At 67.4% G+C, this 24,853-nt stretch carries 25 protein-coding genes, 1 tRNA gene and 2 pseudogenes; 12 read left to right on the plus strand and 16 right to left on the minus strand.

Translation table 11 applies throughout. The annotated features are described in order from the left end of the window. Positions 1 to 161: 161 nt before the first annotated feature. From AB0K52_RS22005 to AB0K52_RS22035, 7 genes are all read right to left on the minus strand, one after another. Positions 162 to 620 carry a hypothetical protein gene (locus AB0K52_RS22005; protein ID WP_363535434.1) on the minus strand — a complete coding sequence of 153 codons (459 nt, stop codon included), beginning with the start codon at positions 618 to 620 and terminating at the stop codon, positions 162 to 164. Positions 621 to 635: 15 nt separating this feature from the next. Further along, positions 636 to 1,166 (minus strand): EndoU domain-containing protein, encoded by a 531-nt coding sequence (locus AB0K52_RS22010; protein WP_363535437.1) that lies wholly within the window; start codon positions 1,164 to 1,166, stop codon positions 636 to 638. 9 nt (positions 1,167 to 1,175) lie between these two features. Continuing rightward, the gene (locus tag AB0K52_RS22015) at positions 1,176 to 1,667 is read right to left on the minus strand and encodes a hypothetical protein (protein ID WP_363535439.1); all 492 of its coding nucleotides are present in this window, start codon (positions 1,665 to 1,667) and stop codon (positions 1,176 to 1,178) included. Next, complete coding sequence (locus tag AB0K52_RS22020; RefSeq protein WP_363535441.1) at positions 1,667 to 1,990, minus strand: hypothetical protein; 324 nt, start codon at positions 1,988 to 1,990, stop codon at positions 1,667 to 1,669. Before AB0K52_RS22020 ends, AB0K52_RS22015 begins: the two co-directional genes overlap by 1 nt. An 8-nt stretch (positions 1,991 to 1,998) precedes the next feature. After that, positions 1,999 to 2,424, minus strand: coding sequence for a YbaB/EbfC family nucleoid-associated protein (locus tag AB0K52_RS22025; RefSeq protein WP_363535444.1), 426 nt, complete (start codon positions 2,422 to 2,424; stop codon positions 1,999 to 2,001). A gap of 36 nt (positions 2,425 to 2,460) precedes the next feature. After that, complete coding sequence (locus AB0K52_RS22030; RefSeq protein ID WP_363535447.1) at positions 2,461 to 2,991, minus strand: hypothetical protein; 531 nt, start codon at positions 2,989 to 2,991, stop codon at positions 2,461 to 2,463. A 210-nt stretch (positions 2,992 to 3,201) separates the two neighbouring features. Next, positions 3,202 to 3,528, minus strand: coding sequence for a transposase family protein (locus tag AB0K52_RS22035; RefSeq protein ID WP_363535450.1), 327 nt, complete (start codon positions 3,526 to 3,528; stop codon positions 3,202 to 3,204). A gap of 137 nt (positions 3,529 to 3,665) precedes the next feature. On the opposite strand from AB0K52_RS22035, the gene AB0K52_RS22040 reads away from it, so the two are divergent. Then, entirely contained in the window at positions 3,666 to 4,097 is a 432-nt protein-coding gene (locus AB0K52_RS22040; protein WP_363535453.1) for a hypothetical protein, read from the plus strand. A gap of 268 nt (positions 4,098 to 4,365) precedes the next feature. Next, positions 4,366 to 4,527 (plus strand): hypothetical protein, encoded by a 162-nt coding sequence (locus AB0K52_RS22045; protein WP_363535455.1) that lies wholly within the window; start codon positions 4,366 to 4,368, stop codon positions 4,525 to 4,527. Here the strand turns inward: AB0K52_RS22045 and AB0K52_RS22050 are convergent, their stop codons facing one another. From AB0K52_RS22050 to AB0K52_RS22070, 5 genes and pseudogenes are all read right to left on the minus strand, one after another. Further along, positions 4,528 to 7,623, minus strand: a complete 3,096-nt coding sequence (locus tag AB0K52_RS22050) for an NACHT domain-containing protein (RefSeq protein WP_363535458.1) — start codon at positions 7,621 to 7,623, stop codon at positions 4,528 to 4,530. 930 nt (positions 7,624 to 8,553) lie between these two features. After that, positions 8,554 to 8,626 (minus strand) — tRNA-Trp (locus tag AB0K52_RS22055). Between the two features lie 90 nt (positions 8,627 to 8,716). Beyond that, on the minus strand, positions 8,717 to 9,550 hold the full coding sequence (locus AB0K52_RS22060; RefSeq protein WP_363535461.1) for a MetQ/NlpA family ABC transporter substrate-binding protein: 834 nt from the start codon (positions 9,548 to 9,550) through the stop codon (positions 8,717 to 8,719). A 30-nt stretch (positions 9,551 to 9,580) separates the two neighbouring features. Then, on the minus strand, positions 9,581 to 10,234 hold the full coding sequence (locus tag AB0K52_RS22065) for a methionine ABC transporter permease (RefSeq protein WP_363535464.1): 654 nt from the start codon (positions 10,232 to 10,234) through the stop codon (positions 9,581 to 9,583). Positions 10,235 to 10,287: 53 nt separating this feature from the next. Further along, positions 10,288 to 10,998: pseudogene (locus tag AB0K52_RS22070) on the minus strand (ATP-binding cassette domain-containing protein); the annotation flags it as partial. Positions 10,999 to 11,269: 271 nt separating this feature from the next. On the opposite strand from AB0K52_RS22070, the gene AB0K52_RS22075 reads away from it, so the two are divergent. The 4 genes from AB0K52_RS22075 to AB0K52_RS22090 are packed head-to-tail and all read left to right on the plus strand — an operon-like array spanning position 11,270 to position 14,934. After that, a complete protein-coding gene (locus AB0K52_RS22075) occupies positions 11,270 to 12,571 on the plus strand; it encodes a pitrilysin family protein (RefSeq protein ID WP_363535467.1) in 1,302 nt (433 codons plus the stop codon). Then, positions 12,568 to 13,878 (plus strand): pitrilysin family protein, encoded by a 1,311-nt coding sequence (locus AB0K52_RS22080; RefSeq protein ID WP_363535470.1) that lies wholly within the window; start codon positions 12,568 to 12,570, stop codon positions 13,876 to 13,878. The genes AB0K52_RS22075 and AB0K52_RS22080 overlap by 4 nt, the downstream gene beginning before the upstream one ends. Further along, a complete protein-coding gene (gene nudC, locus AB0K52_RS22085) occupies positions 13,875 to 14,756 on the plus strand; it encodes an NAD(+) diphosphatase (protein ID WP_363535473.1) in 882 nt (293 codons plus the stop codon). Before AB0K52_RS22080 ends, nudC begins: the two co-directional genes overlap by 4 nt. 7 nt (positions 14,757 to 14,763) lie before the next feature. Beyond that, on the plus strand, positions 14,764 to 14,934 hold the full coding sequence (locus AB0K52_RS22090; RefSeq protein WP_363535476.1) for a hypothetical protein: 171 nt from the start codon (positions 14,764 to 14,766) through the stop codon (positions 14,932 to 14,934). On the opposite strand, the pseudogene AB0K52_RS22095 reads toward AB0K52_RS22090, so the two are convergent. Together AB0K52_RS22095 and AB0K52_RS22100 are read right to left on the minus strand one after the other, a co-directional pair. Beyond that, positions 14,889 to 15,764, minus strand: a pseudogene (locus AB0K52_RS22095) (EamA family transporter); the annotation flags it as partial. The gene AB0K52_RS22090 and the pseudogene AB0K52_RS22095 sit on opposite strands and share 46 nt — an antisense overlap. A 123-nt stretch (positions 15,765 to 15,887) precedes the next feature. Continuing rightward, positions 15,888 to 16,121 carry a mycoredoxin gene (locus AB0K52_RS22100; RefSeq protein WP_363535479.1) on the minus strand — a complete coding sequence of 78 codons (234 nt, stop codon included), beginning with the start codon at positions 16,119 to 16,121 and terminating at the stop codon, positions 15,888 to 15,890. A gap of 145 nt (positions 16,122 to 16,266) precedes the next feature. Between AB0K52_RS22100 and AB0K52_RS22105 the strand changes: the two genes are divergently transcribed. From AB0K52_RS22105 to AB0K52_RS22115, 3 genes are all read left to right on the plus strand, one after another. Next, the gene (locus AB0K52_RS22105) at positions 16,267 to 18,414 is read left to right on the plus strand and encodes an ATP-dependent DNA helicase UvrD2 (RefSeq protein WP_363535482.1); all 2,148 of its coding nucleotides are present in this window, start codon (positions 16,267 to 16,269) and stop codon (positions 18,412 to 18,414) included. Positions 18,415 to 19,094: 680 nt separating this feature from the next. After that, a complete protein-coding gene (locus AB0K52_RS22110; protein WP_208499152.1) occupies positions 19,095 to 19,454 on the plus strand; it encodes a WhiB family transcriptional regulator in 360 nt (119 codons plus the stop codon). Continuing rightward, positions 19,451 to 19,654 (plus strand): hypothetical protein, encoded by a 204-nt coding sequence (locus AB0K52_RS22115; RefSeq protein ID WP_208499114.1) that lies wholly within the window; start codon positions 19,451 to 19,453, stop codon positions 19,652 to 19,654. Before AB0K52_RS22110 ends, AB0K52_RS22115 begins: the two co-directional genes overlap by 4 nt. 285 nt (positions 19,655 to 19,939) lie before the next feature. Here AB0K52_RS22115 and AB0K52_RS22120 read toward each other — a convergent pair whose 3' ends face one another. After that, entirely contained in the window at positions 19,940 to 21,238 is a 1,299-nt protein-coding gene (locus AB0K52_RS22120) for an AarF/UbiB family protein (protein WP_363535683.1), read from the minus strand. 329 nt (positions 21,239 to 21,567) lie between these two features. Here AB0K52_RS22120 and AB0K52_RS22125 point away from each other — a divergent pair, with 329 nt between their 5' ends. Then, positions 21,568 to 21,732, plus strand: coding sequence for a DUF5679 domain-containing protein (locus AB0K52_RS22125; protein WP_205327395.1), 165 nt, complete (start codon positions 21,568 to 21,570; stop codon positions 21,730 to 21,732). 145 nt (positions 21,733 to 21,877) lie between these two features. Continuing rightward, the gene (locus AB0K52_RS22130; RefSeq protein WP_208499115.1) at positions 21,878 to 22,408 is read left to right on the plus strand and encodes a M48 family metallopeptidase; all 531 of its coding nucleotides are present in this window, start codon (positions 21,878 to 21,880) and stop codon (positions 22,406 to 22,408) included. A 21-nt stretch (positions 22,409 to 22,429) separates the two neighbouring features. Here AB0K52_RS22130 and AB0K52_RS22135 read toward each other — a convergent pair whose 3' ends face one another. Then, positions 22,430 to 23,698 carry a zinc-dependent metalloprotease gene (locus tag AB0K52_RS22135; RefSeq protein WP_363535486.1) on the minus strand — a complete coding sequence of 423 codons (1,269 nt, stop codon included), beginning with the start codon at positions 23,696 to 23,698 and terminating at the stop codon, positions 22,430 to 22,432. Positions 23,699 to 23,811: 113 nt separating this feature from the next. On the opposite strand from AB0K52_RS22135, the gene AB0K52_RS22140 reads away from it, so the two are divergent. Beyond that, entirely contained in the window at positions 23,812 to 24,783 is a 972-nt protein-coding gene (locus AB0K52_RS22140; RefSeq protein WP_363535489.1) for a S16 family serine protease, read from the plus strand. Positions 24,784 to 24,853: the final 70 nt, after the last annotated feature.

The raw sequence follows: 24,853 nt of genomic DNA on the forward strand, positions 1-24,853 counted from the left end.
CGCTCGGCTGGGAAACCCCAGCCGAGCGCCTTGCTAAGCTCCTGGCCGAAAGCAACATCTAACAGCAGTGTTGCCACCACCCCTAGAATCCGCCATTCGCCCCGGGCCTTTCTCCATCGCACGCTCGGTGAGTGACGACCGCTCGGATCACCGAGAGTCCGTTAGACGGCTTCTCCGCCAGTCGGAATCCCGAGGCGGCCGCGGTAAGGGTGCGGTCGGTGCCAGGTCGATTCCCACAGGTGAAGCTCAGATTCCACGAGCGGCAGATCCGGGCGGTAGACGCGAGTCCGGTTCGGGGACACGGGCTTCGACTCGATGACTGTCCAGAACTGCTCTAGTGCCCGAACTGCGACGTCGAACGGGACCTGCGCGGTGCGTTCCGGCAGGAACTTGTGCGTCACGAGTACGCCCTCCCGTCTGAACTCGGCCCGGTGGACTTCGCCGTCGTACACCTCGACGGCGGATATCCCCGAATCCACGTCGGCGACCATCTGCAATGCGTCCAAGCAACGGACCATACTGTAGTTGACATCAAGCTTGAGGAACGCGCCGAATTCAACGAAACGCTTGTCGTCGTAATCGATCGCGACGTCGCCGTCCTCATCCAGGTAGATCCTCAAAGTATTGCCTTTCATCTACTGGTCGAAGCTCGGGAATCCATGACCGATATTCCCAGTCTTGGGATCATACCAGCCCTCAATCTTGACGATTTCACCGTTATCGTCGGTGAAGGTGCCCTTCCAGGTGCCGTCGTCCGCGTTCTTTTTTGCTGATTCGAAGGCTTGCGACGTGGCGCTGTCGACCTTTTCGGCCGACCAGTGATCGGGGAAGAACGCACTCGTTCCGTCGCCCTGCTTAGGGATCCAAGGCGGGTCACCGCTCTTGTTCTCGAATTCGACCTTCCCTGAGTAGACGCCATTGTCGTACTTGTCGGTCATTTCAGTCGTGCGGCGACCGTCATGATCCATGCCGCCGGGCCGGTGGTGATACCCGCTGCCGTACCGTTCGCGAGTCTCCCGATTGGTCTTGATCTCACCGAGTTGTTGATGGCGTAGGTCTTTCCCCGCCATTTGACTACCGCGGTTCGGGCGTGCCTTGTACTTGTTCAGGAACGCCAAGGCGAGTTTGACTGGATTGTTCCCGCCGCCGGACTTCTTTTTCGCCATGCGCGCTTCCTAGTCGAGGAGTTTGAAGATCGCTTCCTGAATGAGGTTGCCGACGATCTCCCGGGCGATCTGCTGGAAGATCGGAATCTGCAGCAGCGATGCACCGAGGGTCACGGCCGCCTGCGCGATCGCCAGGGCGATCTGGACGGCGAGGATGACAACCTGAACTATGACCATGATCTTCAAGACCAGCACGATGATCGCGCAGATGATCATTCCGGCTCCGCCGACCATCGCCCCGATCGCGCCGGTAGTGAGGATGTCCGACGGACCGTCCTCGCCCTCCCACCAGGCTTGAAAGGCGTCGATTTCCTTCCCGATCTGATCGGCCCAGACCCTCGACGCGCTCGCACCACCTTCTCCGAGGATGTCGGACAGCTCATCGCTGAAGTCCATCCAGGCCTGGCCCATGTCCATGAGCGCATCTTCGTTCGACTGAGGAAAGTCGTAGCCGAGGATGCCCAATACGGAGACCAATTCATCCGGAAGCGTGATCGCCATCAGGAACCACCGCCGAGCTCGGACTCGAGACTCTTGAAAATCTGCGCGATCTCGTCGTCAATGGCGAGATGCTGCGCGGCGAAGTCGCGCACGTCGTACCCTGCGTCGGCGATCCCCTGAGCCAGGTCCTGGAAGCACTCCATCGCCCACTCGTACACGGCCTGATGGGCATCGCCGATCAGGCCGCCGATCTCGTCACCGCCACAGGCGTCTCCGACTCCTTCGATCTTGGCCGTGAATTGCTCCAACGCGGAGAAGAATCGTTCAGAAGTGCCCTCGAGTCCTTGCCCCGCCGAATCCATACCGTCCGGATCGATGCTCAACCCTGGCATCAGCGGTCCCGCCCTTCGGAGGCCGCACGTGCGATGTTGGCGTGAGCGCCCGCGAGGCTCGACATGAACTCCTGCATACGCTGGGTCGATTGCTGCTGGATCTCTTCGATCTTGCTCGAGAGTCCGTCGAGGTCCATCGCACCGGGCAGACCTGCCTGCTCCCGGGCAGCGTTGAGCGCGGCGTTCACTGCGATGGTGATCTCCTCGGCGAGAACCTCGGCACCCAAACGGACCGCCCTCGGATCGATGATCTCGACTTTCACCGATCCGCCCAGGGTCGCGGTGGCCCTCACTTGGCCGTCCGCCGCCTCCGCTTCCACGGTCTGGGCGTCCACAGCTTCCTGGGCCTGTTTGCCCTCTTGGACCACATTGAGAGCCTGTGCAAGCATGTCGCCGATACCGGACGCGTCTGGGTTTGAGCTCATCGATCCTATTCTCACTCTGGAGGTTTGACCTTGGAATCAGATACAAGAGCTTATCCACTCCCGGCAACTTCTGCTGTGCGGCTGAGGACGACGGGCGGCAGGCCTCTTGACAACCTGCGATGGGACGGATCCCGGCCACTCGGTTGTGAGGAGTGCCTGCTGGTAGTCGAGGATCACGCGCATGCGGGGGCTGCGTTCTTCGAAAGCGCGGGTGACGATCGGGTCGGGGCAGATGCGCACCAGTTCGAACTCGTAGCACTGGCCGAGGATTTCGAGGGCGCGGCTGGGGGTGAGGACGGCGTCGAGCTCGTCGAAGCAGAGTCCGAGGGCGAGCACGATGCCCATCGTCCCAGGGGCTTCGGCCTGTTTCTGCTGCTGTGTCAACTCTGAGAGCGCCTGGGGGGTGGCTTCGGCGAGGGTGCGGCCCTGCTGGAGGGCGGCCCGCAAGGTGGCGAGGATGCGGTCGACGGAGGCGGTGAGACCGGCGTCTTCGATGGGGCGCTCGGTGGTGGCCATTGCCCAGCCGAGGGCGTCGACGGCGATGCGGAAGCGGTCCCGAGCTGACATGTCCTCGAGAGGCTCCTCGAGACGGCTCATCTCTGCGTCCCACAACTCCATACCGAAACCCTCTCAAAGCCATGCTGCGCAACGGTTGCGAGGCAGTGTTTTCTCTGGTTAAGGCCACCCCGTCGGCCAGATCCAGGGCGTCCTTGGAGGTGGTGTTGCGGTTCATGACGTAGAACAGGTTCGCGTTTTTGACCTGAATGGTCGCCACCGTCAGGACCCAGTTGATACCGACCTTGAATGGACTGCATACGCTGCAGTACATGCGAAGCCGGCCCGGAGCTTCGGTGCGTGGGCAGCGAGCAGGTCGATGGTCTCGTGGATGCGGCGGGCCGCAGTTGCGCGGGAGATGCCGAAGCCGGGTGCGAGTTGGTCGTAGGTGTGGGCTTGGTGCAGGTAGGCGAGGGTGAGCAGGGCCTGGCTCGCGGGGTCGAGGACCCGCCAGCGGGAGCCGATGGTCTTGCGGTGGGCGCGGATGAGCCGGGCGGTGAAGGTCAGGGTGCGGCTCGACAGCGGCAGGGCCGCCTGGTACAACAGCAATCAAAGCTCCTGGGGCGCAGTGTGTTTGGCGACTGCTGTTGTACCAGGAGCTTCTTCCTTGCCACGCAACGGAACTCACCCAGGATGAGAAGGGTTCGTTGTTTCAACCTCGGGGGCTGCGGTGCGAAGATTCTTTGATGGAGATCGTTGAGAGCAGCAGCGCGGACTTGGTCCACTACGTGCGATTTCAGTCCATGCACCGGAATCAGCGTGGCTACTTCATCGAAGTGTTCGGGTTGATTAACACGCTCGCGAAACAGGGGAAACTGACTGACGAGCAGGAGTCGTTCCGTCGCAGCAGCAACAGCTGGTACAACGCGGCATACCGCGACCCTTCGACGGTGGGCCCGTCCGTCTACGACCATGATGTCAATGCCGGGGCCGCGGCCTGGTTCAAGTCTTTGGCCACACATCTCATCGAGCGCGTGTCCGGTTACCTGGAGATCCTGGCACATGGTGTCGAGTGCGAAGCTGTTCGTTCCGCTGATCCTGGTCGCGTGATCTGCGAGGACGAAGTACAGGTCGTAGTCGTGCCGCACAGCGAGTCAGCGATTGCCACTGCGCACTAGATCTGCTCACACCGGCCGATCGGAGAAAGCTTGGGCGGTCCGGCAGGTTGAAAATGATGACGGGACTACCTGAGGGGCCCGAACAGCTCGAAGTCCTGGATTAGCATGTTGCGCCACTGGTCGCAGTCGAAATGCAGCGAGCACATCGCCTGCAGGCCTTCCGTCTCCGGCTGCTCGGCGTTCCAGCCGATGGCGCTGCCGAGGAGGCCGGTGGGTTCGGTGAGCTCGGTTCATTGCGTTGGAACGAAGTCCGGTGAAGGATGACCGGGTGAGCGATCTGCGATGGAACGACGTGGGGGCTGCTTCCACCCCGATGCGGGCGGTGCCTGGTGCCTCCATTGAGAACTGGCAGGCGGGTACCACCAGAATCGCCGCCGCCTGTCTTTGCCTGCAGGAGGTCCAAGAACTCATGCACAACCCTAAAGCCTGACTATTCTCGGACAAGGATGATCGTCTCCAGGGGAGCCTTCCCTTTGGCCCGCTTCTCAAGCAAGGTGACCCCTGCGGCGAGCTGGCGGAAGTTCTCAGCATCCTCGTGGAAGCCGAGATCCACTGCCTCGGCGGCCAGCATCAGCGATGGGATTCGGATTTTCGCGAAGTTCTCGTTGGCGATGGGCCGAGCCCGTGTCAGTACGGGCTCTGCTTCGCTGATGAGATGCGAAGCCACTGATGCTTCCCAGTGGCTCGAGCGTCGTGTGAAATTACGCCCGCCGATGACTGCGTACGCTGACCGGAGGGCCCCGGCGAGTAGGTCCAGTCCCACCGTCATGTCATCGCCCTCAGGGACTCCCGCGGATTGGACGAATGCCGTGGTGAACGTCGTTGCCAGGCTCGATTCGATGCCGTTGTGCGCCGGGAGATATTCCTTCTGTTCGACGCTGGTGAGCGCCTTAGTCAAGGCAGTTCCGATGCTCGCCACTCGCATGGTGTCTCGAGTACGGACGTCGATGACTTTGCGAAGCGTTTCATCGGAGAACGCGCCACTGAAATCGAGGGCGAACTGAGGTGTGTAGTCGAGGGCATCGCCGAGGTCGTGAGCGAGATGCCGAAGAAGGTCGAGATCGCTGGTTCCACTCTCGGCTAGGTTCAGGTCGCCGACATGCTCGAGTGCGAGATCGACGTTGAGTCCACGCGGAAGATCAAAGTTGCGGGCAGGATCGTCCGCGAGTTCGCGGACGAGTTCGACATTGCGGACCATGGCTTGGGTGAGGTTGAAAGCGGTACTCGACTCGGCTTCGTCGATAATCGTGAAGTCGGTGGTAGGACCAGCGGCAAGAGTGTCTTCGATTGCAAGGCTCAGAGTCCGAGCGTCGAGACGGACGCCGGCAAGTATGAAGTCGATGAACAGCGGCGTGCTGAATAGGTCTGCCTTGACGGCATCATAGATGTCGTTGGCGGAAACTCCATATGGATCGTGTACTTCCCGTGTCCAAGGTGTCAGGGCACTGAAGGTTGCCCCAATTGCTGTCCAGATTGTGCTATTTTGCGGATCGAACCGACTGCCGATCGACCCGTTGCCACCGACGAGCTCGATCTCTGAAGGTGTGGGCAGCCGGTACGTCGGAGAGTTATCCTCGAGCGCCGCTGCATTGATCCATGAGACGAAGGATTCCGCATCACCGCTCCGCATCCCGGCTGCCACCCGAGCCGGATTGGAGCCGAACTCGCTGATGCCGTCCGGAAAGGGAGTGCCGGTGTCCTTGCAGAAAAGCCAGTAGAGGTTTTCCGTGATCGGGTGAGGGCAGATGAGTGATCCTTCCTCGGTGGTGACGAGTTTGCTCAAGTGCCCGGCAGCCAGTGCACTCGCGATGAGCCGACGGCGTTCAGGGCTCGTCGTCTCCTCGAACGCTTCTTCCAACAGCTGGTCCAACCGGTCGCGCAGGCCGCGGTCGAGCTGGCCGTGGCTCCACAAGCAGTCGATCGCCAACGAGAGCGAGGCACTGGTGTTCCGATCAAGACAGGCCTCGACGATCGCACTTGCGTCTGAGTCGGCCACGTACAGGAGTGTCGTCTCTCGCCACCATGGATTGTCGACTGAACTGATCAGTTTCGCCCCCAAATTGTTGCCGCGAATGTGGCTGGAGGCCAGATACTCCCCGATGGTGTGGTGGGCGAAGGAATAGAGGTTCTTCTCTCGCTCGACCAGCAAGCCGCTTGATTCGACAATCGAAGTGAGGAGCCCTTCTGCGGTGATGTCGGTGTCGGTCTGTTGCAGCGCACGGTCAAAAACCTCGAGTACTTGGGACTTTGGGCAATCGCGCGCCTCTGCCACCATTAGTTCATATGCCAGCGCCGCCAAGATCCGCTGTCGGACAGTGCCGGGTGGTTTCACCTCCAGTTTCTTGGATTCTTGGCGCCTCCACAGCATGACATCGCAGACCTGGTTGTAAAGGTCCGCTCGGCCCGCGGGTAGAGATCGCCGTTCGCGGTGCACCAGCACCATCATCGTCAGCAGCAGCGGATTCACCGCCAATTCCATCAGCGTTGGGGCTGACGAGAGTTGGTCGATCATTTCTTCGGCTTCTTCGTTAGCGCGTTTGTCGATCTCCGGGCCGGACGCGCCGGTCGCGAGCCGCTCGGCGGCCCGACACCAGCCAAGGACGAACTGGTGCACCTGTTGGGTCGTGAACGGTCGCACCTGAAGCACGGTCGCCTCGGGGATGACTGCCGTCTGATATCCATGGGGACGGGAGGTGACCACGAAGTCGTTCCGCGGGTTCTTTGCGATTTGCCTCTCGATCCACTCCGCGACCTCGGCGCGATGCTCGCTGCGCGCGATCTCGTCGAGGCCGTCGAGGAGAATCAGACAGCTGCCATTGCGTAGCTGCGCTTCCCACCAGCCCGCTGGTTCGGCGATCGCAATAGTGCCGATCTCCGCTCTGATGAGTTTGGCCAAGGTTTGGGATGGATCGGAGGTCAATGCGTCGGCGTGGTCGCGCAGGGCCAGCATGACAGGGATTCGTCGCTTTCTCTGCTTCCCTTGGCTTGCCGCGAGCCGAGCGGTGTGCCGGAGCAGAGTGCTCTTGCCGCTGCCGGGAGCGCCGATGATCGCGCACACGAATGCTTTGTCCTGGTCGAGGAAGTCGTGGATCGGTTGCCGCTGAGCCAGGTCGCCCCGGGAGGCCGGCAGTAGCCCGCCCACGCTGGTTGTGGTCGAACCGGGTGCCAGGCCGACGTCCACATAAACTGCGTCGAGCTCAGGGATGTGGCTGGGGGTGAACGACAGGTCACGGGCGTTGATGTGGCGATCCTGGTTGAGCACATAACGGCGGTAGTAGCGCGCGTAGCGCGAGACTCGTCGGCCGAGGGCGAGGTCGATGACGTCCATGACTTGCTCGACGCGGCGGCGTACGACCTTCTGTGCGACCGAGGCGATGATCGTGCCCATGAGGATCACGACTTCATAGAGCACGAGCAGAACGACTGCAACCCACGGGGCCGCAAGGTCTTGTTGGACAAGCAGACCAGCGAGGGGCAGACCCGCCAATCCGAAGAAACCGGCCAGGAATCGACCTGCGAGGGACATGTGACTCAGATTATCGTGACGGTGCTTCGACCGCTTGCCGCCGTTGTCCAAGGGGGGACGGCGAAGAGCCGTCACCGCAGGCCGCGGCTCGGACTGTGAGGTGGCGATCGATCCGCACGCTGTGCGCATTCCCTTGTTTCGCCCGACAGGAAAGTGGACGATCCGATCTGCAGCTCAGAGCAGCACTGTGCTGCCTCGCCGCCTCGGGACTGCTCCGGGCAGCCCGGTGCCGTGACTAGCGTGGCCCTGTGGATAAAGACCTGTCGAATCGTGCTGCGCCGCAGTTCAGAGCTAGTTCTCGAAACCATGGGTAGAGGACTGAAATATTGGGCCCGACCTGATGTTCTCGGGTCCAAGCGATTACCTCGGGCCACGGAGGTGAGCTGGACGTAGCTGGCCAAGGTCTTGTGTTGCAAACTGATTGGGTCCGAGATGCGGTGCCATATTGACAGGTCGCTGATACGAGCGCGGGGTGTGCCCGCCAGAGCGCAGATCTCGCATCAGAGTATGCGGGCCGTTGCGTTCGGCGGTGGCTTGGGCGTCGAGCTGGTCGCGTTCCGCGGCTAGGAGCGCGGCGAGCTGGGTGTCAGTGGAGATCGAGACCGGGGCGCCGAGATCGGCGGCGGTTTCTTGGGTGAAGGCGTCGGTGAGGTCGCTCTTCGGTGAGGTTGCGACCCAGGCGGGCGCCTTCGGTCCCGGTCCGGTCGCCGCCGCCCGGCGCAACGGGGTGTGACGAACGTCGCTGTCGGGAGCCAGGCTTCGGACTTTTGCGGGCGGAACCGCGGGAAAACTTTGGTACGTATTTGGTAAAACCAGCCGTACGGGGCCGGATTTGGCCGCTCTGGCAGGACATGGCCGGACGTCCAAAAGGAACAGTCTCTGACCTGTCTTGGTGCAGGTCAGGGACTGTGTCCGCTGGTTATGATCTTGCAGGAGTGACAGGACTCGAACCTGCAACCCTCGGTTTTGGAGACCGATGCGCTACCAATTGCGCCACACTCCTTCGGCTGGCCGGTTGCCCGGCCTGGCCGCAACTATCTTACGTGTTGCGGATCGGCCGGTGCAACCGGGTTGGGCTGGGCATAAGCCCAGGTTAGGAGGCCGGGACGACGGAGCCGTCGGTCCAGGTGTCGAGGATGAACTGCTTGACCTCGTCGGACTGGAGGAGCTCGGCGAGCTTCTGGACGTCCGGGTTGTCGGCGTTCGCGGCGGTGGTGACCAGGTAGTTCGCGTACGGGTTGCCCTCAGGGGACTCGCTGAAGAGGGCGTCCTCGGCCGGGCTGAGGTCGGCTTCGAGGGCGTAGTTGCCGTTGATGACGGCGGCATCGACGTCTTCGAGGGAGAGGGCGAGCTGGGCGGCCTCGAGCGGGACGAACTCGAGGTTCTTGGGGTTGTCGGCGATGTCGTCCTCGGTGGCGAGGGTGGCGTCGACGCCGTCGGCGAGGGTGATCAGGCCCGCGTCGGCCAGGAGGGCGAGCGCGCGGCCGCCGTTGGAGCCGTCGCCGGGGATCGCGATCTGGGCGCCCTCGGGGATTTCGGCGACCGAGGCCACGGAGCTCGAGTACAGGCCCAGCGGCTCGATGTGCACCGGCGCGACGGTGGTCAGGTCGGTGCCGTTCGCGGCGTTGTACTCCTCCAGGTAGGGCTCGGTCTGGAAGAAGTTCGCGTCCACGGAGCCGTCGGCGGTCGCCACGTTCGGCTGCACGTAGTCGGTGAACTCCTCGATCTCGATCGTCAGCCCGGCGTCATCGGCCAGGTTCTCCGAGATGAAGTTCAGGATGTCCGCGTGCGGGACGGGAGTGGCGGCGACGACGACCGTGCCGTTGGTCTCGGTGGCCTCCGAGCCGCCGTCGTTGCCGCAGGCGGCCAAGGTCAAAGCGGCTGCCGTGGCGACGGATGCGCCCACGAGGGCACGACGATTGAACATGGTGTTCTCCTAAGGAAGGTAGGGAAATAACTAGCGGCGGTCGAGGGTGCGGGCGCACCGGTCGCCGAGGATCTGGAAGAGCTGCACGAGCACGACGAGGATGACCAGCGGCCAGATCATGTACTCGGTCTCGAAGCGCTGGTAGCCGTAGCGGTAGGCGAGGTCGCCCAGCCCGCCGCCGCCCACGATCCCCGCCATCGCGGAGTACGAGACGACCGCGACCAGGGTGACGGTGAAGCCGCGGATGAGGCCTGGTGTCGCTTCGGGGAGGACCACCCGCCACACGAGCGCGGGCGTGCCGGCGCCCATCGAGCGGGCCGCCTCGATGAGGCCCGGCTGCACTTCGAGGAGCGCGCCTTCGACGAGGCGCGCGAAGAACGGGATGGACGCCACGGTGAGCGGCACGATCGCGGCCTCGGTGCCGATGCTCGTGCCCGTGATCAGGCGGGTCAACGGCACGACCGCGACCATGAGCAGCACGAACGGAGCGCTCCGGCCGATGTTCACGATCAAGCCCAGCGGCGCGTTCACCACCGCGATCGGCTTCGGGCCTGTCGCGGACGTGATGTAGAGGATCGTGCCGAGCAGGAGCCCGCCCAGGAGCGTGAACGCGCCCGAGACCGCCACGATGTGCAGCGTCTCCCAAAACGCCTCGGTCAGCAGTTCGACGAGCCGGTCCGTCATCAGGCCACCTCCTCGCCGAGCAGGCGGGCCGCGAGGCGCCGGGCCTGGCCGCCCAGGCGCGAGTCCGGGTCGGCGAGCAGTTCGGGAACGGCCCCGATCTCGACGAACCGCCCGGCCTCCATCACCGCCGCGCGGTGGCAGATGCGGGTGATCACTTCGAGCTCGTGCGTGATGAGCAGGATCGTGAGCCCCAACTCGCGGTTGAGCCGCGCCAGGAGGTCGAGGATCTCGTCCGTCGTGTCCGTGTCGAGCGCGCTGGTCGCCTCGTCGGAGAGGAGGACGGCCGGCGAAGCGGCGAGCGCGCGGGCGATCGCCAGGCGCTGGCGCTGGCCGCCGGAGAGCTGCCCCGGGTAGGCCTTCGCCTTGTCCGAGAGACCGACGAGGTCGAGCAGTTCGAGCGCGCGCTCGCGCCGGGCGGCGCGCGGGATGTTCCTGAAGCGCAGCGGCAGGGCCACATTGGACGCCGCGTTGCGGTTCGAGAGGAGGTTGAAATGCTGGAAGATCATCGCGGTCTTGGCCCGCGACGCGCGCAGTTCGCGGCCGCGCAGCCCGGAGAGCTCGACCCCGTCGACCTCCACGGTGCCCGAATCGGGCCGGGTGAGGAGGTTGACGGTGCGCAGGAGGGTCGACTTGCCGGCGCCGGAGCGGCCGAGGATGCCGAAGATCTCGCCGGGGGCGACGTCGAGTTCAACGCCGTCGAGGGCCACCAGGTCGCCGAAGCGCTTGGTCACGCCGGACAGGCGGATGCTGGGACTGGGTTCCATGAGGAAGGAAGATCGCTTTCGCTGGGGAAGATCGCCGCTTCGGGGCGCGGCGGTGCAGGGACCCTCAGCAGTCGCACATTCGGCAGCACGACGCGGCGGCGCCGGTGGCGTCGCTGAGGCGTCCGAGGTGCTGCGCGTTCATAGCCTAGAAGTCAAGCAGGAGTTCGTGCCGTCTCCAAGCTTCTGTGACGAACGCCGCGCCGCACCCGGGAGCGCGCGCTGGAACGGCGCTGGCACAGGATGGACACCGAGCTGAGATAGGGTTCCGTCCATGACTGTTGCGACGATTCCCGCCCCGGCGTTCGCGATCGAGCGGTTCAAGCTCGCCAACGGGCTGCGGGTGGTCCTCGCGCCGGACCCCGGGGCTCCCGTGGTCGGCGTCGCCGTGGTGTACGACGTCGGGATGCGCTCCGAGCCCGAGGGCCGGACCGGCTTCGCCCACCTGTTCGAGCACATGATGTTCCAGGGCTCCCACAACGTCGGCAAGGCCGAGCACATGCGGCACGTCCAGTCGGCGGGCGGCACCTTCAACGGCTCGACCCACATCGACTACACCGACTACTTCAACCTCCTCCCGTCCAACGGCCTGGAGCTGGCGCTGTTCCTCGAGTCCGACCGCATGCGCGGCCCGGCGATCACCGAGGAGAACCTGGCGAACCAGGTCTCCGTGGTGAAGGAGGAGATCCGCGTCAACGTCCTCAACCGCCCCTACGGCGGCTTCCCGTGGATCAAGCTCCCGCCGGTCATGTTCGACACCTTCGCGAATTCGCACGACGGCTACGGCTCGTTCGTCGACCTCGACGCCGCCACGGTGGACGACGCGAAGTCGTTCTTCAACGCCTACTACCCGGCCTCGAACGCGGTCCTCTCGGTCGCGGGCGACTTCGACCTCGCCCAGGCCCGCGAGCTCGTCGAGCGCCACTTCGGGAGCGTCGAGGCGCGCCCCGCGCCGGTGCACCCGTCCTTCGACGAACCCGACCTCAGTGCTGAACGCCGCGTCTCGTACACCGATGAGCGCGCGACCCTCCCGGCCGCCGCGGTCGCCTGGCGCGTCCCGGACCCGGTGACGGAGCTCGACGAGTTCCTGCCGTACGTGGTCCTCGGTGAACTCCTCACCGACGGCGACGCCTCGCGCCTGGTTGAGCGGCTCATCCACACCGACCGCACCGCCACCGCCGTCGCCGCGCACACCACATTCATGGCCGAGCCGTTCGCGTCGCGGGGCCCGACGGTGATGCTGGTCCAGGCGTTCCTGCCGCCCGGCACCGCCGTCGACACCGTGCTCGGCACAGTCCAGGAGGAGCTGGCCCGCATCGCCGAAGGCGTCGACGAGGCCGAGCTCGACCGCGTCAAGGCCCGCGTCGCCGCCCAGCTGCTGCGCGGCGACGACTCGGTGATGGGGCGCTCGCGCCGCTTCGCGACCGCCGAGATCTTCCACGGCGACGCCGCGATGTCGACCCGGTTCCCCGCCCTGCTCGGCGAGGTCACCGCCGAGGCCGTGGCCCAGGCCGCGGCCGCCCTGACGCCGAACCGCCGCGCCGTTCTCGAAGTCATTCCGGGAGGAAACCAGTGAGTAACGTCATTCCCGGTCTCGCGCCGGAAGTCCCGCTGTCCCTGCCGGTCCCCGTCGAGCGGACCCTGCCGAACGGCCTCCGGGTGCTGCTCACGCGCCGCCCCGGCGTCCCGCTCGCCGAGGTGCGGCTCTCCATCCCGGCCGCGCACGTCGACCTCGCGACCGCCGACCTGCTCTCGGCCGCGCTCTTCTCCGGGACAGAGACCAATTCGATGACCGAGATCGCCCAGCGCCTCCAGGGCGTCGGCGGCGCGCTCGGCGCCGGGGCCGACCCGGACCGGATCGCGGTGTCCGGCAACAGCCTCGCGACCGGCCTGCCCGAGCTCCTCGAAGTCCTCGGCGACCTCCTCAAGGCCGCCGAGTACCCCGAGGGACCGCTCGAGGTCGAGCGCTCGCGCATCATCGACGGCCTCTCGGTCGCCGAGCAGCAGCCGGACTTCCAGGTCAACCGCGTCCTCGACGCGCGCCTGTGGGAAGGCCACCCGTACGGCCACCAGCAGCCGACCGCCGCCGAGGTCGAAGCGGTCGGGCGCGACGCCGTCCTGGCACTGCACGCCTCCCGCGTCCACCCGGTCGGCGCGCGCCTGATCATCGTGGGGGACATCGACACCGACGCGGCCTACGCCGCCGTCGAGAAGGCCCTCGGCGACTGGAACGGCGCGAGCGAACCGCGCCGCATGGAGCCGCTGCCCGTGCTCGTCCCCGGCCCGCTCGTCCTGGTCGACCGGCCCGGCTCGGTGCAGTCCGCGATCCGCGTCGCCTACCCGGCCGTGGAGCGCACGCACCCCGACAACGCCGCGCAGCACCTCGCGAACCTCGTCTTCGGCGGCTACTTCTCCTCGCGCCTGGTCATGAACCTGCGCGAGACCAAGGGCTACGGCTACTCGCCGCGGTCCCGTGTGGACCACTCCCCGGCCGGCTCGATCCAGCTCGCGGCGGTCGACGTCGCGACTGAGGTGACCGGTCCCGCGCTCGAAGAGGTCCGCGCCGAGCTGCGCGGCATGGCCGAGCGCCCGCCCGCCGCCGACGAACTCGACCTGGCCCGCCGCTACGCGCTCGGCTCGGTCAAGCTCGCCACCGCCACCCAGGCCGGCATCGCCAACTACATCTCGGTGCTCGCCGCCTCGGGCCTGCAGCTGGCCTGGCTCGCCGAGCACTCCGAGCGCATCCGCGAGGTCACGCCCGAGGACATCCAGCGGGTCGCGGCCGAACGGCTCGACCCCGACCGCGCGGTCACCGTGGTCCTCGGCGACGGCGCCGAGATCCGCGAACCGCTCGCCGGGTTCGGGGAGATCGAAGCCGCATGAGCCACCCGCCCTTGGCGATCGACGTGCTCGACCGGCTCGGCGAGCACCGCGGCGACGACGAATGGCTCACGGCCGCTTGGGAGCAGGCGCAGATCGTCGTCTGCGATCCGGTGAACGAGCGCATCGCCGCCGACGAGGACGGCCTGCACTACTTCGACGCGGACACCGCGCCAGAAGGGCAGCGCGTCTACCTCGGCGGCGAGCACCCGCCCGTGTTCACCGTCCTCGCCGACCTGCCCGACGGCCTGCCGGGCCGCTGGATCAGGCCCGACTGGGACCGCCGCGACCTCGCGATCGCCGTGCAGGCCATCGCGATCGCCCACTGGCACGCGACCTACCGGTTCCACCCGACCACCGGCGAGCCCCTGACCGCCCGCCAGGCGGGCTGGGAGCTCGCGGCCGACTCGGGCCGCCCGGTCTTCCCGCGCACCGACCCGGCCGTGATCGTCCTCATCGACGACGGCGCCGACCGCGTGCTGCTCGCCCAGCACCGCCGCTACTCCGGCGCGCCGAAGACCGGCCCCGCGGCCGTCCGCAGTGCCAGGTACGCGTGCATCGCCGGGTTCGTGGAGCCCGGCGAGTCCGCCGAGGCGGCCGTGCACCGCGAGGTGGGCGAGGAGATCGGCATCAAGATCGACCGGCTCGCGTACGTCTCGAGCCAGCCGTGGCCCTACCCGCGCTCGCTCATGCTCGCCTACCGGGCCACCGCCGACCCGGCGCAGCAGCTGGTCCTGCAGGCCGAGGAGATCTCGGACGCGCGCTGGTTCACCCGCGACGAGGTGCGGCAGATGTGGGTCGACACGCAGGACTCGACGCCGAGCGCCGTGCGGATCTCCATCGCGCGCTTCCTGATCGACGCCTGGCTGGCCGAGGGATAAGACTTTCGTGACGGCCGCTTCGGCGGTCTCGTCCGGTGCCGCGGTCTTGGCGGCGACGGCGCGCTGCGCGGTGAAGACGCCGGCGATGACCACGACGCCGCCGATGATCTGCGGCACCGTCAGCGCCTCGCCGAGCAGCGCCCAGGCCGAGAGCGAGGCGACCACGACCTCGGCGTAGCCGATGCCGCCGGCGACCGGCGCGGTGATGAACCGCAGGCCGCTGAGGCCCAGGCCGTACGCGAGCGCCGTGCAGCCGATGAGCAGCACCACGCTGACGAGGCCGGTGGTCGTCATGCCGCCGAGCGAGACGTCGTCGGAGAGGGCCTCCCAGTCGAGCGCCCACGGGGCCGCGAAGGGCGCCAAGGCGACCGCGCCGACGGCGAAGCCGACCGCGAGCAGCACCCGCACGTCGACTTTCGCGGTGAGCCTTTCGCCCGAGAGGAAGTACGTGGCCTGGCAGGCGGCCGCGGCCGAGCCCGCGACGAGGCCGACCGCGTCGAGGCGCAGCCCCGACCAGACCTCGACGACGATGCACAGGCCCGCGATGCTCAGGAGCGTCCCGACGACCGCGGCGCGCGGCAGCAGCGTGCGGCGCACGAACCGCACCCACGCGACGACCACGATGGGGCCCATGAACTCCAGGAGCAGCGCGATGCCGACGGGCAGCCGCTCGACGGCGATGAAGTAGAAGGCCTGCACCGCGGCGATCGCGGTGAGGCCGAAGAGCACGAGCCCGCCCCACGGCAGGCGCTCGTCCCTGCCGCGCAGCCGCAGCAGCGGCACGAGGGCGGCGGCGATCGCGATGAGGCCGACGCCGCAGATGCGCAGCCAGGTGACCTGGATCGGGGTGAGCCCGGCTTGGATCACGACCTTGCCGAAGGGGCCGCAGACGCCGAAGAAGAGGGAGGCGGCGAGAACGAGAGTGACGCCGAGGGCGGCGCGGGGTGACGACATATGGGCTCCAGTGCTCACAATCGGTGCATAAGAAAAGGCCCGGGACGGATCCATCCCGGGCCTGAATGCTTAGCGACCACCCCTCGAAGTCGCTAAGCAAGCTTGACGAGTCAACTATAGGGCATCGTACCGGCTTTGTGTCCTAAACGTGACCATAGTCTCGGTATGTGGCACAGGTCAAGCGCTGACTTTCGCTTTCACCTGGGCCAGAGAAGGATTGGTGAGGGCGGTCCCGTCCTCGAACAGCACGGTCGGGACGGTCATGTTGCCGCCGTTGACCCCCATGACGAACGCCGCGGCATCGGCGTCCTCCTCGATGTTGACCTCTTTGAAGAGCACGCCCTCGCGGTCGAGCGCGGACTTGAGCCGCTTGCAGTAACCGCACCAGGTGGTGCTGTACATGGTGATCATCGATCCTCCTTCGTCTTCGAGGGTAACGCGATACCGCCCAGGGGCATTCCTTCCGGAGGCGGATCATCGTGGTGGTCCTCACGTTCATCCCGGCGGGAGTCACTGCCCGGCAGTTCTTGTCGGAGGCCTCTGGGAGACTGGTCGGATGACCGCACGCGATCAGGCCATCGAACAGCTCCTCTCCGGACTCGACCCTGAGCAGCGCGAGGCGGTGACCGCCCCGCCCGGGCCGGTCTGCATCCTCGCCGGCGCCGGCACCGGCAAGACCCGCGCGGTGACCCACCGCATCGCCTGGCGGGTGCTGCGCGGCGACATGCGCGGCCAGCACGTCACGGCCGTCACCTTCACCGCCCGCGCGGCGGGGGAGATGCGCGACCGCCTTCGCGGCCTGGGCGTCTCGGGCGTGAACGCCCGCACCTTCCACTCCGCGGCGCTGCGCCAGCTGCGCTACTTCGGCACCCGCCGCTTCGGCGGCCAGCTTCCCGAACTCGTCGACTCGACCCTGAAGTTCACGGCGATCGCCGCCGCCCGCGCCGGGCTCCAGACCTCGCGCGCCAAGAACTTCGACCTCACGACCGAGATCGAATGGGCCGCTTCGTCCCTCATCGGCCCCGACGACTATGTGAGCGCGATCGCCGCGCTCGGCCGCGACGCGCCCGCCGCCCCCGAGGACGTGGCGAAGGTCTACGCGGCCTATATCGAGGCCAAGCGCCGCGCCGGGGTGATGGACTTCGCCGACGTGCTGGCGTACACCGCCGACCTCATCACCGACCACGCCGCCACCGCCGACCAGATCCGCAGCCAGTACCGGTTCTTCGTGGTCGACGAGTACCAGGACGTGACCCCGCTCCAGCAGCGGCTGCTCGACGCCTGGCTCGGCGACCGGGACGACATCACCGTGGTGGGCGACGCCAGCCAGACCATCTACTCCTTCACCGGCGCCACCTCGCGGAACCTGCTCGACTTCACCCGCAAGCACCGCAACGCCTCCCTCGTGCGGCTCGTGCGCGACTACCGCTCCACCCCGCAGGTGGTCGCCCTCGCCAACCAGATCATCGGCGAGTCCAAAGGGCGCGAGGCGAAGATGCGCCTCGAACTCATCGGCCAGCGCCCGCCCGGGCCGGCCGTCACCGCCGAGGTCTTCGCCGACGAGGCCGAAGAGGCGGACATGATCGCCCGCCGCTGCTCGAAGCTCATCGCCGACGGCATGAACCCTGCGGAGATCGCGGTGCTCTACCGCACCAACGCCCAGTCGCAGGCGTATGAAGAGGCACTGGCCTCCTACGGCGTGCCGACCGTGGTCACCGGCGCGGCGCGGTTCTTCGACCGGCCCGAGGTGCGCCAGGCCGTGGTCGCCCTGCGCTCGGCGGCGAAGACCGAGATCGGCACGATGCCGCTGGCCGAGGCGGTGCCCGCCGCGCTCGAAGCGGTCGGCTGGCGGCCGGATGCAGCGCCTTCCGGTGGGGCGCAGCGCGAAGCGTACGAGGCGGTCGCGGCGATCGTGGCGCTCTCGGAGCAGTTCTTGGAGCACCACCGGGCGAACCCGGACGAGGAGGGGCCTGATCCGGACCTGGACGCGTTCTGCGCCGAGCTCTCCCGGCGAGCCGCCGAGCAGCACGCCCCGGCCGTCTCGGGCGTGACCCTCGCGAGCCTCCACGCGGCCAAGGGCCTCGAATGGGACGCGGTGTTCCTGGTGGGCCTGGCCGACGGCACGCTGCCGACCACGTTCGCGCGCACCGAGACCGCGCTCGAGGAGGAGCGCCGCCTGCTTTATGTGGGGATCACGCGCGCCCGCGAACTGCTCCAGCTCTCGTACGGGCTCGCGCGCAGCTCGGGCGGGCGCGAGCGGCGGCTGTGCCGCTTCCTCGCGCCGCTCGGCCTCGGCGGCTTCCCGCGCCCGACGGACCCGGGTGCGGCGGTGTCGAAGCCGCGCGAGCGCAAGAAGGCGAAGGTCCTCGACTGCTCCGGCTGCGGCAAGCCGCTCACCGACGCCCGGGACCGCAAGCTGGGACATTGCGAGGATTGTCCCGCCACTATGGACGAGGCGCTGTTCGAGCGGCTGCGCGAGTGGCGGGTCAGTGTCGCCAAACAGGACGGCAAGCCGGCCTTCACCGTCTTCACGGATGTGACCTTGATCGCTATTGCCGAGCGTTGTCCGGGATCCGACAGCGAGCTCGCGTCCCTCCACGGCATCGGCAAGTCCAAGTTGGACAAGTACGGTCCGGCGGTGTTGCACCTGGTCAACGGCGGAGAAGTGACGGAGGCCATCGCGATGTGCACGAGCGAGGAGTGACCGGTACTTGACCGGTAAATCTGGCGGCAAAAACTTTCTCGCGAGACTCGCAGAAAAAGACGTTGCGCTCCCAAGGGAGAGCGGCGTAGCGTTGCTCAAGCCGGGGTGAGGTGTGTGCCTCAGCATCCGGCAAGAGGAGATGAAGACCAATGTTGACCACGGAACCCGAAGGGAGGGGACAGATGAAGCTGCTTGACGAGACCCAGAGCACGACGCCGCTCGGCGTGTCGTTCGTGGCAGCCGCCGTCTATCGGCACATCGCGCCCGTCCCCGCTCCGGTCCGTGGCACCACTCTGCCCGGCGCCGTCCAGATCACGACGCTGAGCACCGTGAAGACCATCGACAACACCGATATGGGCACCAATGTCGTCATCGGACGTGGCCGCGACTTCGCAGGCCTCGGTTGGCAGCCGGTTACCGGCTCCGAGAAGCGTCACGGCGCCACCCGCGGGAGACCGCCTCGAGAACATCGAAAGGGCTTATCGACTAAGCCCGCTCGGAACTCTCGAGGCCGCGAATCCCGCACCAGGGATCGCGGCCTTTTTGTATGGCTCATCGCCAGGTCGCGGCCCACCAGTAGAAGACAGACGAGACAGATTGCGAAGCAATTGCGTCCTCAAGCAGCACTGATGCGACCGAACGTCGAGAAGACCATCGAGATGAGAGAGGAGACCGAGCTCATGACCGACACCCTCATCGGGCCCGAGCTTCGAGACCAGGCCCGCGAGACCGGCGGCGACCTGGCCTGCCGGGAGTACGACGCCGACCTGTGGTTCTCGGAGCAGCCCACCGAACTGGAGTTCGCCAAGTCCCTGTGCGCCGACTGCCCGGTGCGCCTGGCCTGCCTGGCCGGGGCGCTCGAGCGCCACGAGCCCTGGGGCGTGTGGGGCGGCGAGATCTTCGAGAAGGGGAACGTCGTGGCCCGCAAGCGGCCCCGCGGCCGGCCCCGCAAGGACGCCGCGCTGATCGAGCGGGCCGCCCAGGAGGAACTGGCCGAGCGGACCCGGGAACTCGCGCTCGCGGGGGTGACGGTGTCATGACGGTCGACCAGCTGAGCCGCCATCTCAAGAAGGATGTCGGCGTTAAGGATCTCGGACCCTCGTTCATCGGGGAGGCCGAGGCGATCCGCCCGATGGAGCTGACGAACCCGCTGCTCGGCGGTATCGGACGGCTGCGGATGCGGAGCCTGTGGAAGGAAGCCGGATACACGGGGCGTCACCGCCGCCGGGGCCGACTTTGACGACGCACTAACCGCGTTGGCTGAAGGGGTCCATCCCTGAGAGGGGATGGGCCCCTTTTGTTGTGCCCGGGTGGTGCGCAAGAGGCGGCGCTCGGGTGTTTCCGGGAGGGTCTTGGCGTGTCTGCGCATTTCGGACATTCGCCGACTCCCCCGGATCGATGATCTCGCGAGGGTGCGACATCGGGAGGGCGGGACCGTTCCCCGAGGTCGGGCGTGGCGGGGCGCCGACGCCCCCGGATCAATGGTCTCGCGGGGGTGTGACAGGCGCCGGGATGCGAGGGCTGCTCAGCGGTTGGGGTCGGTGCCTTCGGGGTCGGCGAAGCCGGGGAGCCACGCTTCGAGGATGGAGCGCCATCTCGCGGTGGCGCCGAGTTGGCAGAGGACGCCGATGGAGCCCATGGTGACACGGTGGATCAGCAGGTACGAGGGCGGGAAGCTCATCTGCTTGTTCAGCTTCGCCGCTTCGGAGCCGTGGCCGGTGAGGCGGGTGCTCTCCTTGCGCAGCCATTCGCGCGTGAACTGGAACTCGTCGCCCGCGATCGGCTCGAGCATCGGCTGGAGGAACTCGAGCATCGACTTCGCGTCGATCTGCAGCCCCGGCGGCACGAAGCCCTCGCCGCGCAGGCCCGCGACCACGTCGTCGGCCTTGCCGTCGAGGGTCAGCCGCGTCAGCCGGCCCACCTGGACGGGCATGCCGCCGGGCAGGCGCGCGGCCGCGCCGAAGTCGTAGACCACGAGCCGGCCGTCCTCGCCGATGGCGAAGTTGCCCGGGTGCGGGTCGGCGTGCAGGAGGCCGGCGCGCTCGGGGGCCGAGAAGTGCAGCGTGGCGAGGCGCAGCCCGGCCGCGTCCCGCTCCTCCTGCGTGCCCTCGGCGATGATCTCGGCGAGCGGCCGCCCCGGGATCCACTCGGTCACCAGCACTTCGCCGCTGGCGTGCACCACCTCGGGCACCACGATGAGCGGGTCGCCCCGGAAGGCCGCGGCGAACTGCCGCTGCGTCGCGGCCTCCAGCTCGTAGTCGAGCTCTTCGAGCAGCCGCTCCCGCAGCTCCACGGTGATCTTCTTGACGTCGAAGTTCGGTTGCAGCACTTTGAACATGGGGGCCATGCGCGAGAGGTGCCGCAGGTCGGCGCGGAGCGCGTCGCCCGCGCCGGGGTACTGGATCTTGACGGCGACCGGCCGCCCGTCCTTCCACACCGCGCGGTGCACCTGCCCGATGCTCGCGGCCGCGGCGGGGGCGTCGTCGAACTCGGCGAAGCGCTCGCGCCAGTCGGCGCCCATCTGCCGCTCGAGGACCCCGTGAACGCTCGCCACCGGCAGCGGGGGAGCGGCGTTCTGGAGCTTCGTCAGCGCCTGGCGGTACGGCGCGGCCAGATGCTCGGGCAGGGCCGCCTCGAAGATCGACAGGGCCTGGCCGAGCTTCATCGCCCCGCCCTTGAGCTGACCGAGCACGCTGAAGACGTGCTCGGCGGTGCGCCGCTGCGCCTGCTCGCTGAGGATCTCGTCGGCCAGTCCGGTCACCCGTTTGCCCAGCCCCACGGTCGCCCGGCCCGCCAGCCCCAGCGGCAGGGAGGCGAGTTTCATGCCCCGGGAGAACGCCCGGCGCGGGAGGTCGTCACCCGAATGGGCGGGTCCATGCCTGTCGCTCACGTTCCCAATGCTCTCACGGCGAAGCGCCGCTTGGCGACGCCACGGGCACGGCAGGTCACGCGCCTGCCGCCCGCCTGCCCGGCGCCCCTGAAACGACCGCGGCGTCACGCCTGTCTCGCGCCTGAGGGTCACCCACTCGAGTGAAGCGGCGCGGCGGGGCTTACAGGCGTGAAATCTGTGGCATTCTGAGGCCGGACGGTCGCACAGCGTGACCGTCGCAACAGGGCCTGCACGACAGGCTCGCGCACAACAGGGGGAATCCAGTGGCTCAAGCGACGAAGACCTACACCGGCTACTGCGTCAAGTGCCGCGAGAAGCGCGACTTCGAGGGCACCGTGGTCGTCTCCGACTCGGGCCGCCGGATGGCCAAGGGCACCTGCCCGGTCTGCGGCACCAAGATGAACCGGATTCTCGGCAAGGAATCGTGACCTCGGGGCCGGACGGCCCCAGCCCCTCGCTCGATCCCATTCTGCGGGAAATCGGCGAGGGGATTTTCTTGGCATTTCATTGCTCTCACCGCAATCGCGACATCCGCGTTATGCGATTGTCACCCCCCGGGTTTAGTGTGCGTTCATGGCGCGCAAAGTGCATCCCCCCGTTGAAGTGCGGCGCTCTCCCCGACGCCGGGCAACCGTAGCGGCCTATGAAGAACGAGGCCGCGTGGTCGTCATGATCCCTGACGCCTTCTCGGAGACCGAGGAGCAGGAGTGGATCGACCACATGCTCGCGAGGCTGCGGAAACGCGAGGCCCGCGACGGCCGCGCGTCCGACGCGGCCCTGCGAGACCGGGCCGTCAGGCTCGCCCGCCGGTACTACCCTGAGCACCCCGAGTGCGCCACCCCCAGGAGCGTCCGCTGGGTCGACAACCAGCAGCGCCGGTGGGGCTCGTGCACCCCCTCGGACGGCACGATCCGGATCTCCCGCCGGATCACGATGATGCCCTCATGGGTGATCGACTACGTCCTGCTCCACGAACTCGCGCACCTGGTCCACCCCGACCACTCGCGCCCGTTCTGGGACATGGTCGGGCGCTACGCCAAGGCCGAGCGGGCCCGCGGCTACCTCGAGGGCATCGCCGACGCCGAGGCCAGCGAGCGCGCGTAACGGTCGATGCGTCTCGGGGCGCTACTTGTCCCCGGGCTCCTCGTCGTCATCGTCCTTCGGGTCGTTGACCGCGAGCTGGTCGAACATCGACATGTCGAGGTCTTCGAGCGCCTCGGAGACGGACGCGAAGCCCTCGGGGTGCTCCAGGTCGCCCGCGCTCGGCATGAGGTCCGGGTGGGCCCAGACCGCCTCGCGCCCCTCGACGCCCCGCGCCTCGGTGAGCGACTGCCACAGCCGCGTCGCCGCCCGCACCTTCGCCGGGTCGAGGTCGAGCCCCACCAGGGCCTCGAAGGTCTGCTCGGCGGGACCGCCGGTCGCCCGGCGGCGCCGCGCGGCCTCCATGAGCCGGTCGATCGTGGGCAGCCGCTCGCCCACCGCGTCGGCCACGACCGTGTTCACCCAGCCGGCGATCAGCGCCAGCGTCGTGCCGAGCCGCGACAGGGCCGCCTTCTGCTGCTCGGTGTCCTCGGTCTTGAAGACCTCGCTCAGGTCCAGGGTCGCCGCGGCCTCGGGGTCCATCGGGTCCATGCCCGACATGGCCTCCTCGATCGCGGACTCGTCGATGCGGATCTCCCGCGCGTACGCCTCCAGCGCGCCCAGCAGGTGCGAGCGCAGCCACGGCGCGTGCGTGAACAGCCGGTGCGTCGCGGCCTCGCGCAGCGCCACGTACAGCCGCACCTCCTCGACCGGCAGCTCCAGGCCCTCGGCGTACTCGGCGATGTTGCCCGGCAGCAGCGCGGCCACGCCGGTCTTGCCCAGCGGCAGCCCGACCTCGGAGGAGGAGAGCACCTCGCCGGCGAGCTTCGCGAGCGCCTGCCCCATCTGCGCTCCGAACAGGGCCGAGCCGACGCCCTTCATGACGTCGGCCATCGGGCCGAGCATCCCGGCCATCTCCTCGGGGACGAGCGTCTGCATCGCCTCGCCCATCTGGGCGGCCAGCGGCTCGGCGAGCTGCTTCCAGGAGTCCTCGGTGCGGGTGATCCACTGCTTGCGGGTCCACGCGTCGGTGGCGGTGACGCCCGAGGGCCAGTTCACGGCCGAGTCGAGCCAGAGGTCGGCGAGGCGCACGGCCTCGGCGACCTGCGCCTGCTCGGCGGGGCCGACCACGTTCTCGCTCTTCAGTTCGGACTCGGCGAGCTGCTTGGCCAGCTGCCAGTTGACCGGACCGGACGACAGCGACTGCGCCATCATCTGCTGCAGCTGCTGCATCATCTGCTGCACCCGCGGGTCGTTCGGGTCGGGCAGGTCGCCGCCCAGGTTGCCGAAGCCGAAAGGAATGTCGGAGCCCATGGGCCAACCGTACGTCAGAGTAGGGGTCGCGGGCCACGGCCCGCCGAACTGGAAGCGCGCTGTTCGCTGCGGGCCGAACACCGCTTCGGCGGAAGGGATGTAGGCTTCCGCGCATGCGAAGGCGAGGAATCACCGTCCTGTTGGGTGCGGTCCTGGTGGCGCTGCTGACCTGGCAGGCGCTTTCGATGGACGTCGCCTACGTGGTGTTCAGCCCCGGCCCCACCGAGGACGTCCTCGGCGCCGAGGAGGTCGAAGGGGTCGAGCACCCGATCATCACCGCCGACACCGAATACCCCTCGGAAGGCGAGCTGCGCCTGACCACCGTGCGCGTCAAGCAGTCGGTGACCCTGGTGCAGGCCATGCGCTACTGGCTGTCCAATGAGTACGCCATCGTGCCGCGCGACCTCGTCTACCCGCCAGGCGAATCCGAGGAGGAGATCGCCGAAGAGCAGGAGGCCGACTGGGCCGAGTCGCAGTCCAACGCCGAGCAGGCCGCCCTCGGCTACCTCGGCGAACCCGCCACCATCTCGGTCGTCGCCGACTCGGGCGGCCTCCTCACCGGCGACGTCGTCACCGCGGTCGACGGGACCGCCGTCACCTCCCTCGAGGACCTCGCCGATTACGCCGAGAGCGAAACCACGGTCACCGTCACCCGCGCCGGCGCGGCCGTCGAAGTCCCCGGAGTGACCCTCGGCGACGCCGAACTCCAGTCCACCCACGACGATCCCTACAACATCCAGATCGACACCGAAGCGCTCGACATCGGCGGCCCCTCCGCCGGCCTGATCTTCGCGCTCGGCATCGTCGACCGGGTCACCGAGGGCGACCTCACCGACGGGGAGGTCATCGCCGGCACCGGCGAGATCGACTCCGAAGGGAACGTCGGCGGTATCGGCGGCATCCAGCAGAAGATCGCCGCTTCGGCGGATCTGGGCATCGAGGTCTTCCTCGCCCCGGCTTCGAACTGTTCGGACGCCGTCACCGTCGCGCCCGACAACATGACTATTGTCAGAGTCGAGACGCTCGCAGACGCGGTCGCGGCGCTCGAGTCCCTGGCCGCAGGCGGGGAAGTCACGACCTGCTGAACCCTGTTGACCGACGGCTCGCACGCACCGCCGAGCCGGCACCGCACGACGTGAAGGAGTTGCTGCAGTG

It is taken from the genome of Glycomyces sp. NPDC049804, from assembly GCF_040674615.1.
Lineage (GTDB): Bacteria > Actinomycetota > Actinomycetes > Mycobacteriales > Micromonosporaceae > Glycomyces > Glycomyces niveus.

Excerpts from the sequence above, each read along its gene's own strand:
- AB0K52_RS22105 (WP_363535482.1), top strand. The coding sequence starts at position 16,267 with ATGACCGCACGCGATCAGGCCATCGAACAGCTCCTCTCCGGACTCGAC.
- nudC (WP_363535473.1), top strand. The coding sequence starts at position 13,875 with ATGAGCCACCCGCCCTTGGCGATCGACGTGCTCGACCGGCTCGGCGAG.
- AB0K52_RS22110 (WP_208499152.1), top strand. The coding sequence starts at position 19,095 with ATGACCGACACCCTCATCGGGCCCGAGCTTCGAGACCAGGCCCGCGAG.
- AB0K52_RS22025 (WP_363535444.1), bottom strand. The coding sequence starts at position 2,424 with ATGAGCTCAAACCCAGACGCGTCCGGTATCGGCGACATGCTTGCACAG.
- AB0K52_RS22010 (WP_363535437.1), bottom strand. The coding sequence starts at position 1,166 with ATGGCGAAAAAGAAGTCCGGCGGCGGGAACAATCCAGTCAAACTCGCC.
- AB0K52_RS22015 (WP_363535439.1), bottom strand. The coding sequence starts at position 1,667 with ATGGCGATCACGCTTCCGGATGAATTGGTCTCCGTATTGGGCATCCTC.
- AB0K52_RS22060 (WP_363535461.1), bottom strand. The coding sequence starts at position 9,550 with ATGTTCAATCGTCGTGCCCTCGTGGGCGCATCCGTCGCCACGGCAGCC.
- AB0K52_RS22030 (WP_363535447.1), bottom strand. The coding sequence starts at position 2,991 with ATGTCAGCTCGGGACCGCTTCCGCATCGCCGTCGACGCCCTCGGCTGG.
- AB0K52_RS22075 (WP_363535467.1), top strand. The coding sequence starts at position 11,270 with ATGACTGTTGCGACGATTCCCGCCCCGGCGTTCGCGATCGAGCGGTTC.
- AB0K52_RS22100 (WP_363535479.1), bottom strand. The coding sequence starts at position 16,121 with ATGATCACCATGTACAGCACCACCTGGTGCGGTTACTGCAAGCGGCTC.
- AB0K52_RS22065 (WP_363535464.1), bottom strand. The coding sequence starts at position 10,234 with ATGACGGACCGGCTCGTCGAACTGCTGACCGAGGCGTTTTGGGAGACG.
- AB0K52_RS22050 (WP_363535458.1), bottom strand. The coding sequence starts at position 7,623 with ATGTCCCTCGCAGGTCGATTCCTGGCCGGTTTCTTCGGATTGGCGGGT.
- AB0K52_RS22135 (WP_363535486.1), bottom strand. The coding sequence starts at position 23,698 with ATGGGCTCCGACATTCCTTTCGGCTTCGGCAACCTGGGCGGCGACCTG.
- AB0K52_RS22130 (WP_208499115.1), top strand. The coding sequence starts at position 21,878 with ATGGCGCGCAAAGTGCATCCCCCCGTTGAAGTGCGGCGCTCTCCCCGA.
- AB0K52_RS22040 (WP_363535453.1), top strand. The coding sequence starts at position 3,666 with ATGGAGATCGTTGAGAGCAGCAGCGCGGACTTGGTCCACTACGTGCGA.
- AB0K52_RS22115 (WP_208499114.1), top strand. The coding sequence starts at position 19,451 with ATGACGGTCGACCAGCTGAGCCGCCATCTCAAGAAGGATGTCGGCGTT.
- AB0K52_RS22120 (WP_363535683.1), bottom strand. The coding sequence starts at position 21,238 with ATGAAACTCGCCTCCCTGCCGCTGGGGCTGGCGGGCCGGGCGACCGTG.
- AB0K52_RS22140 (WP_363535489.1), top strand. The coding sequence starts at position 23,812 with ATGCGAAGGCGAGGAATCACCGTCCTGTTGGGTGCGGTCCTGGTGGCG.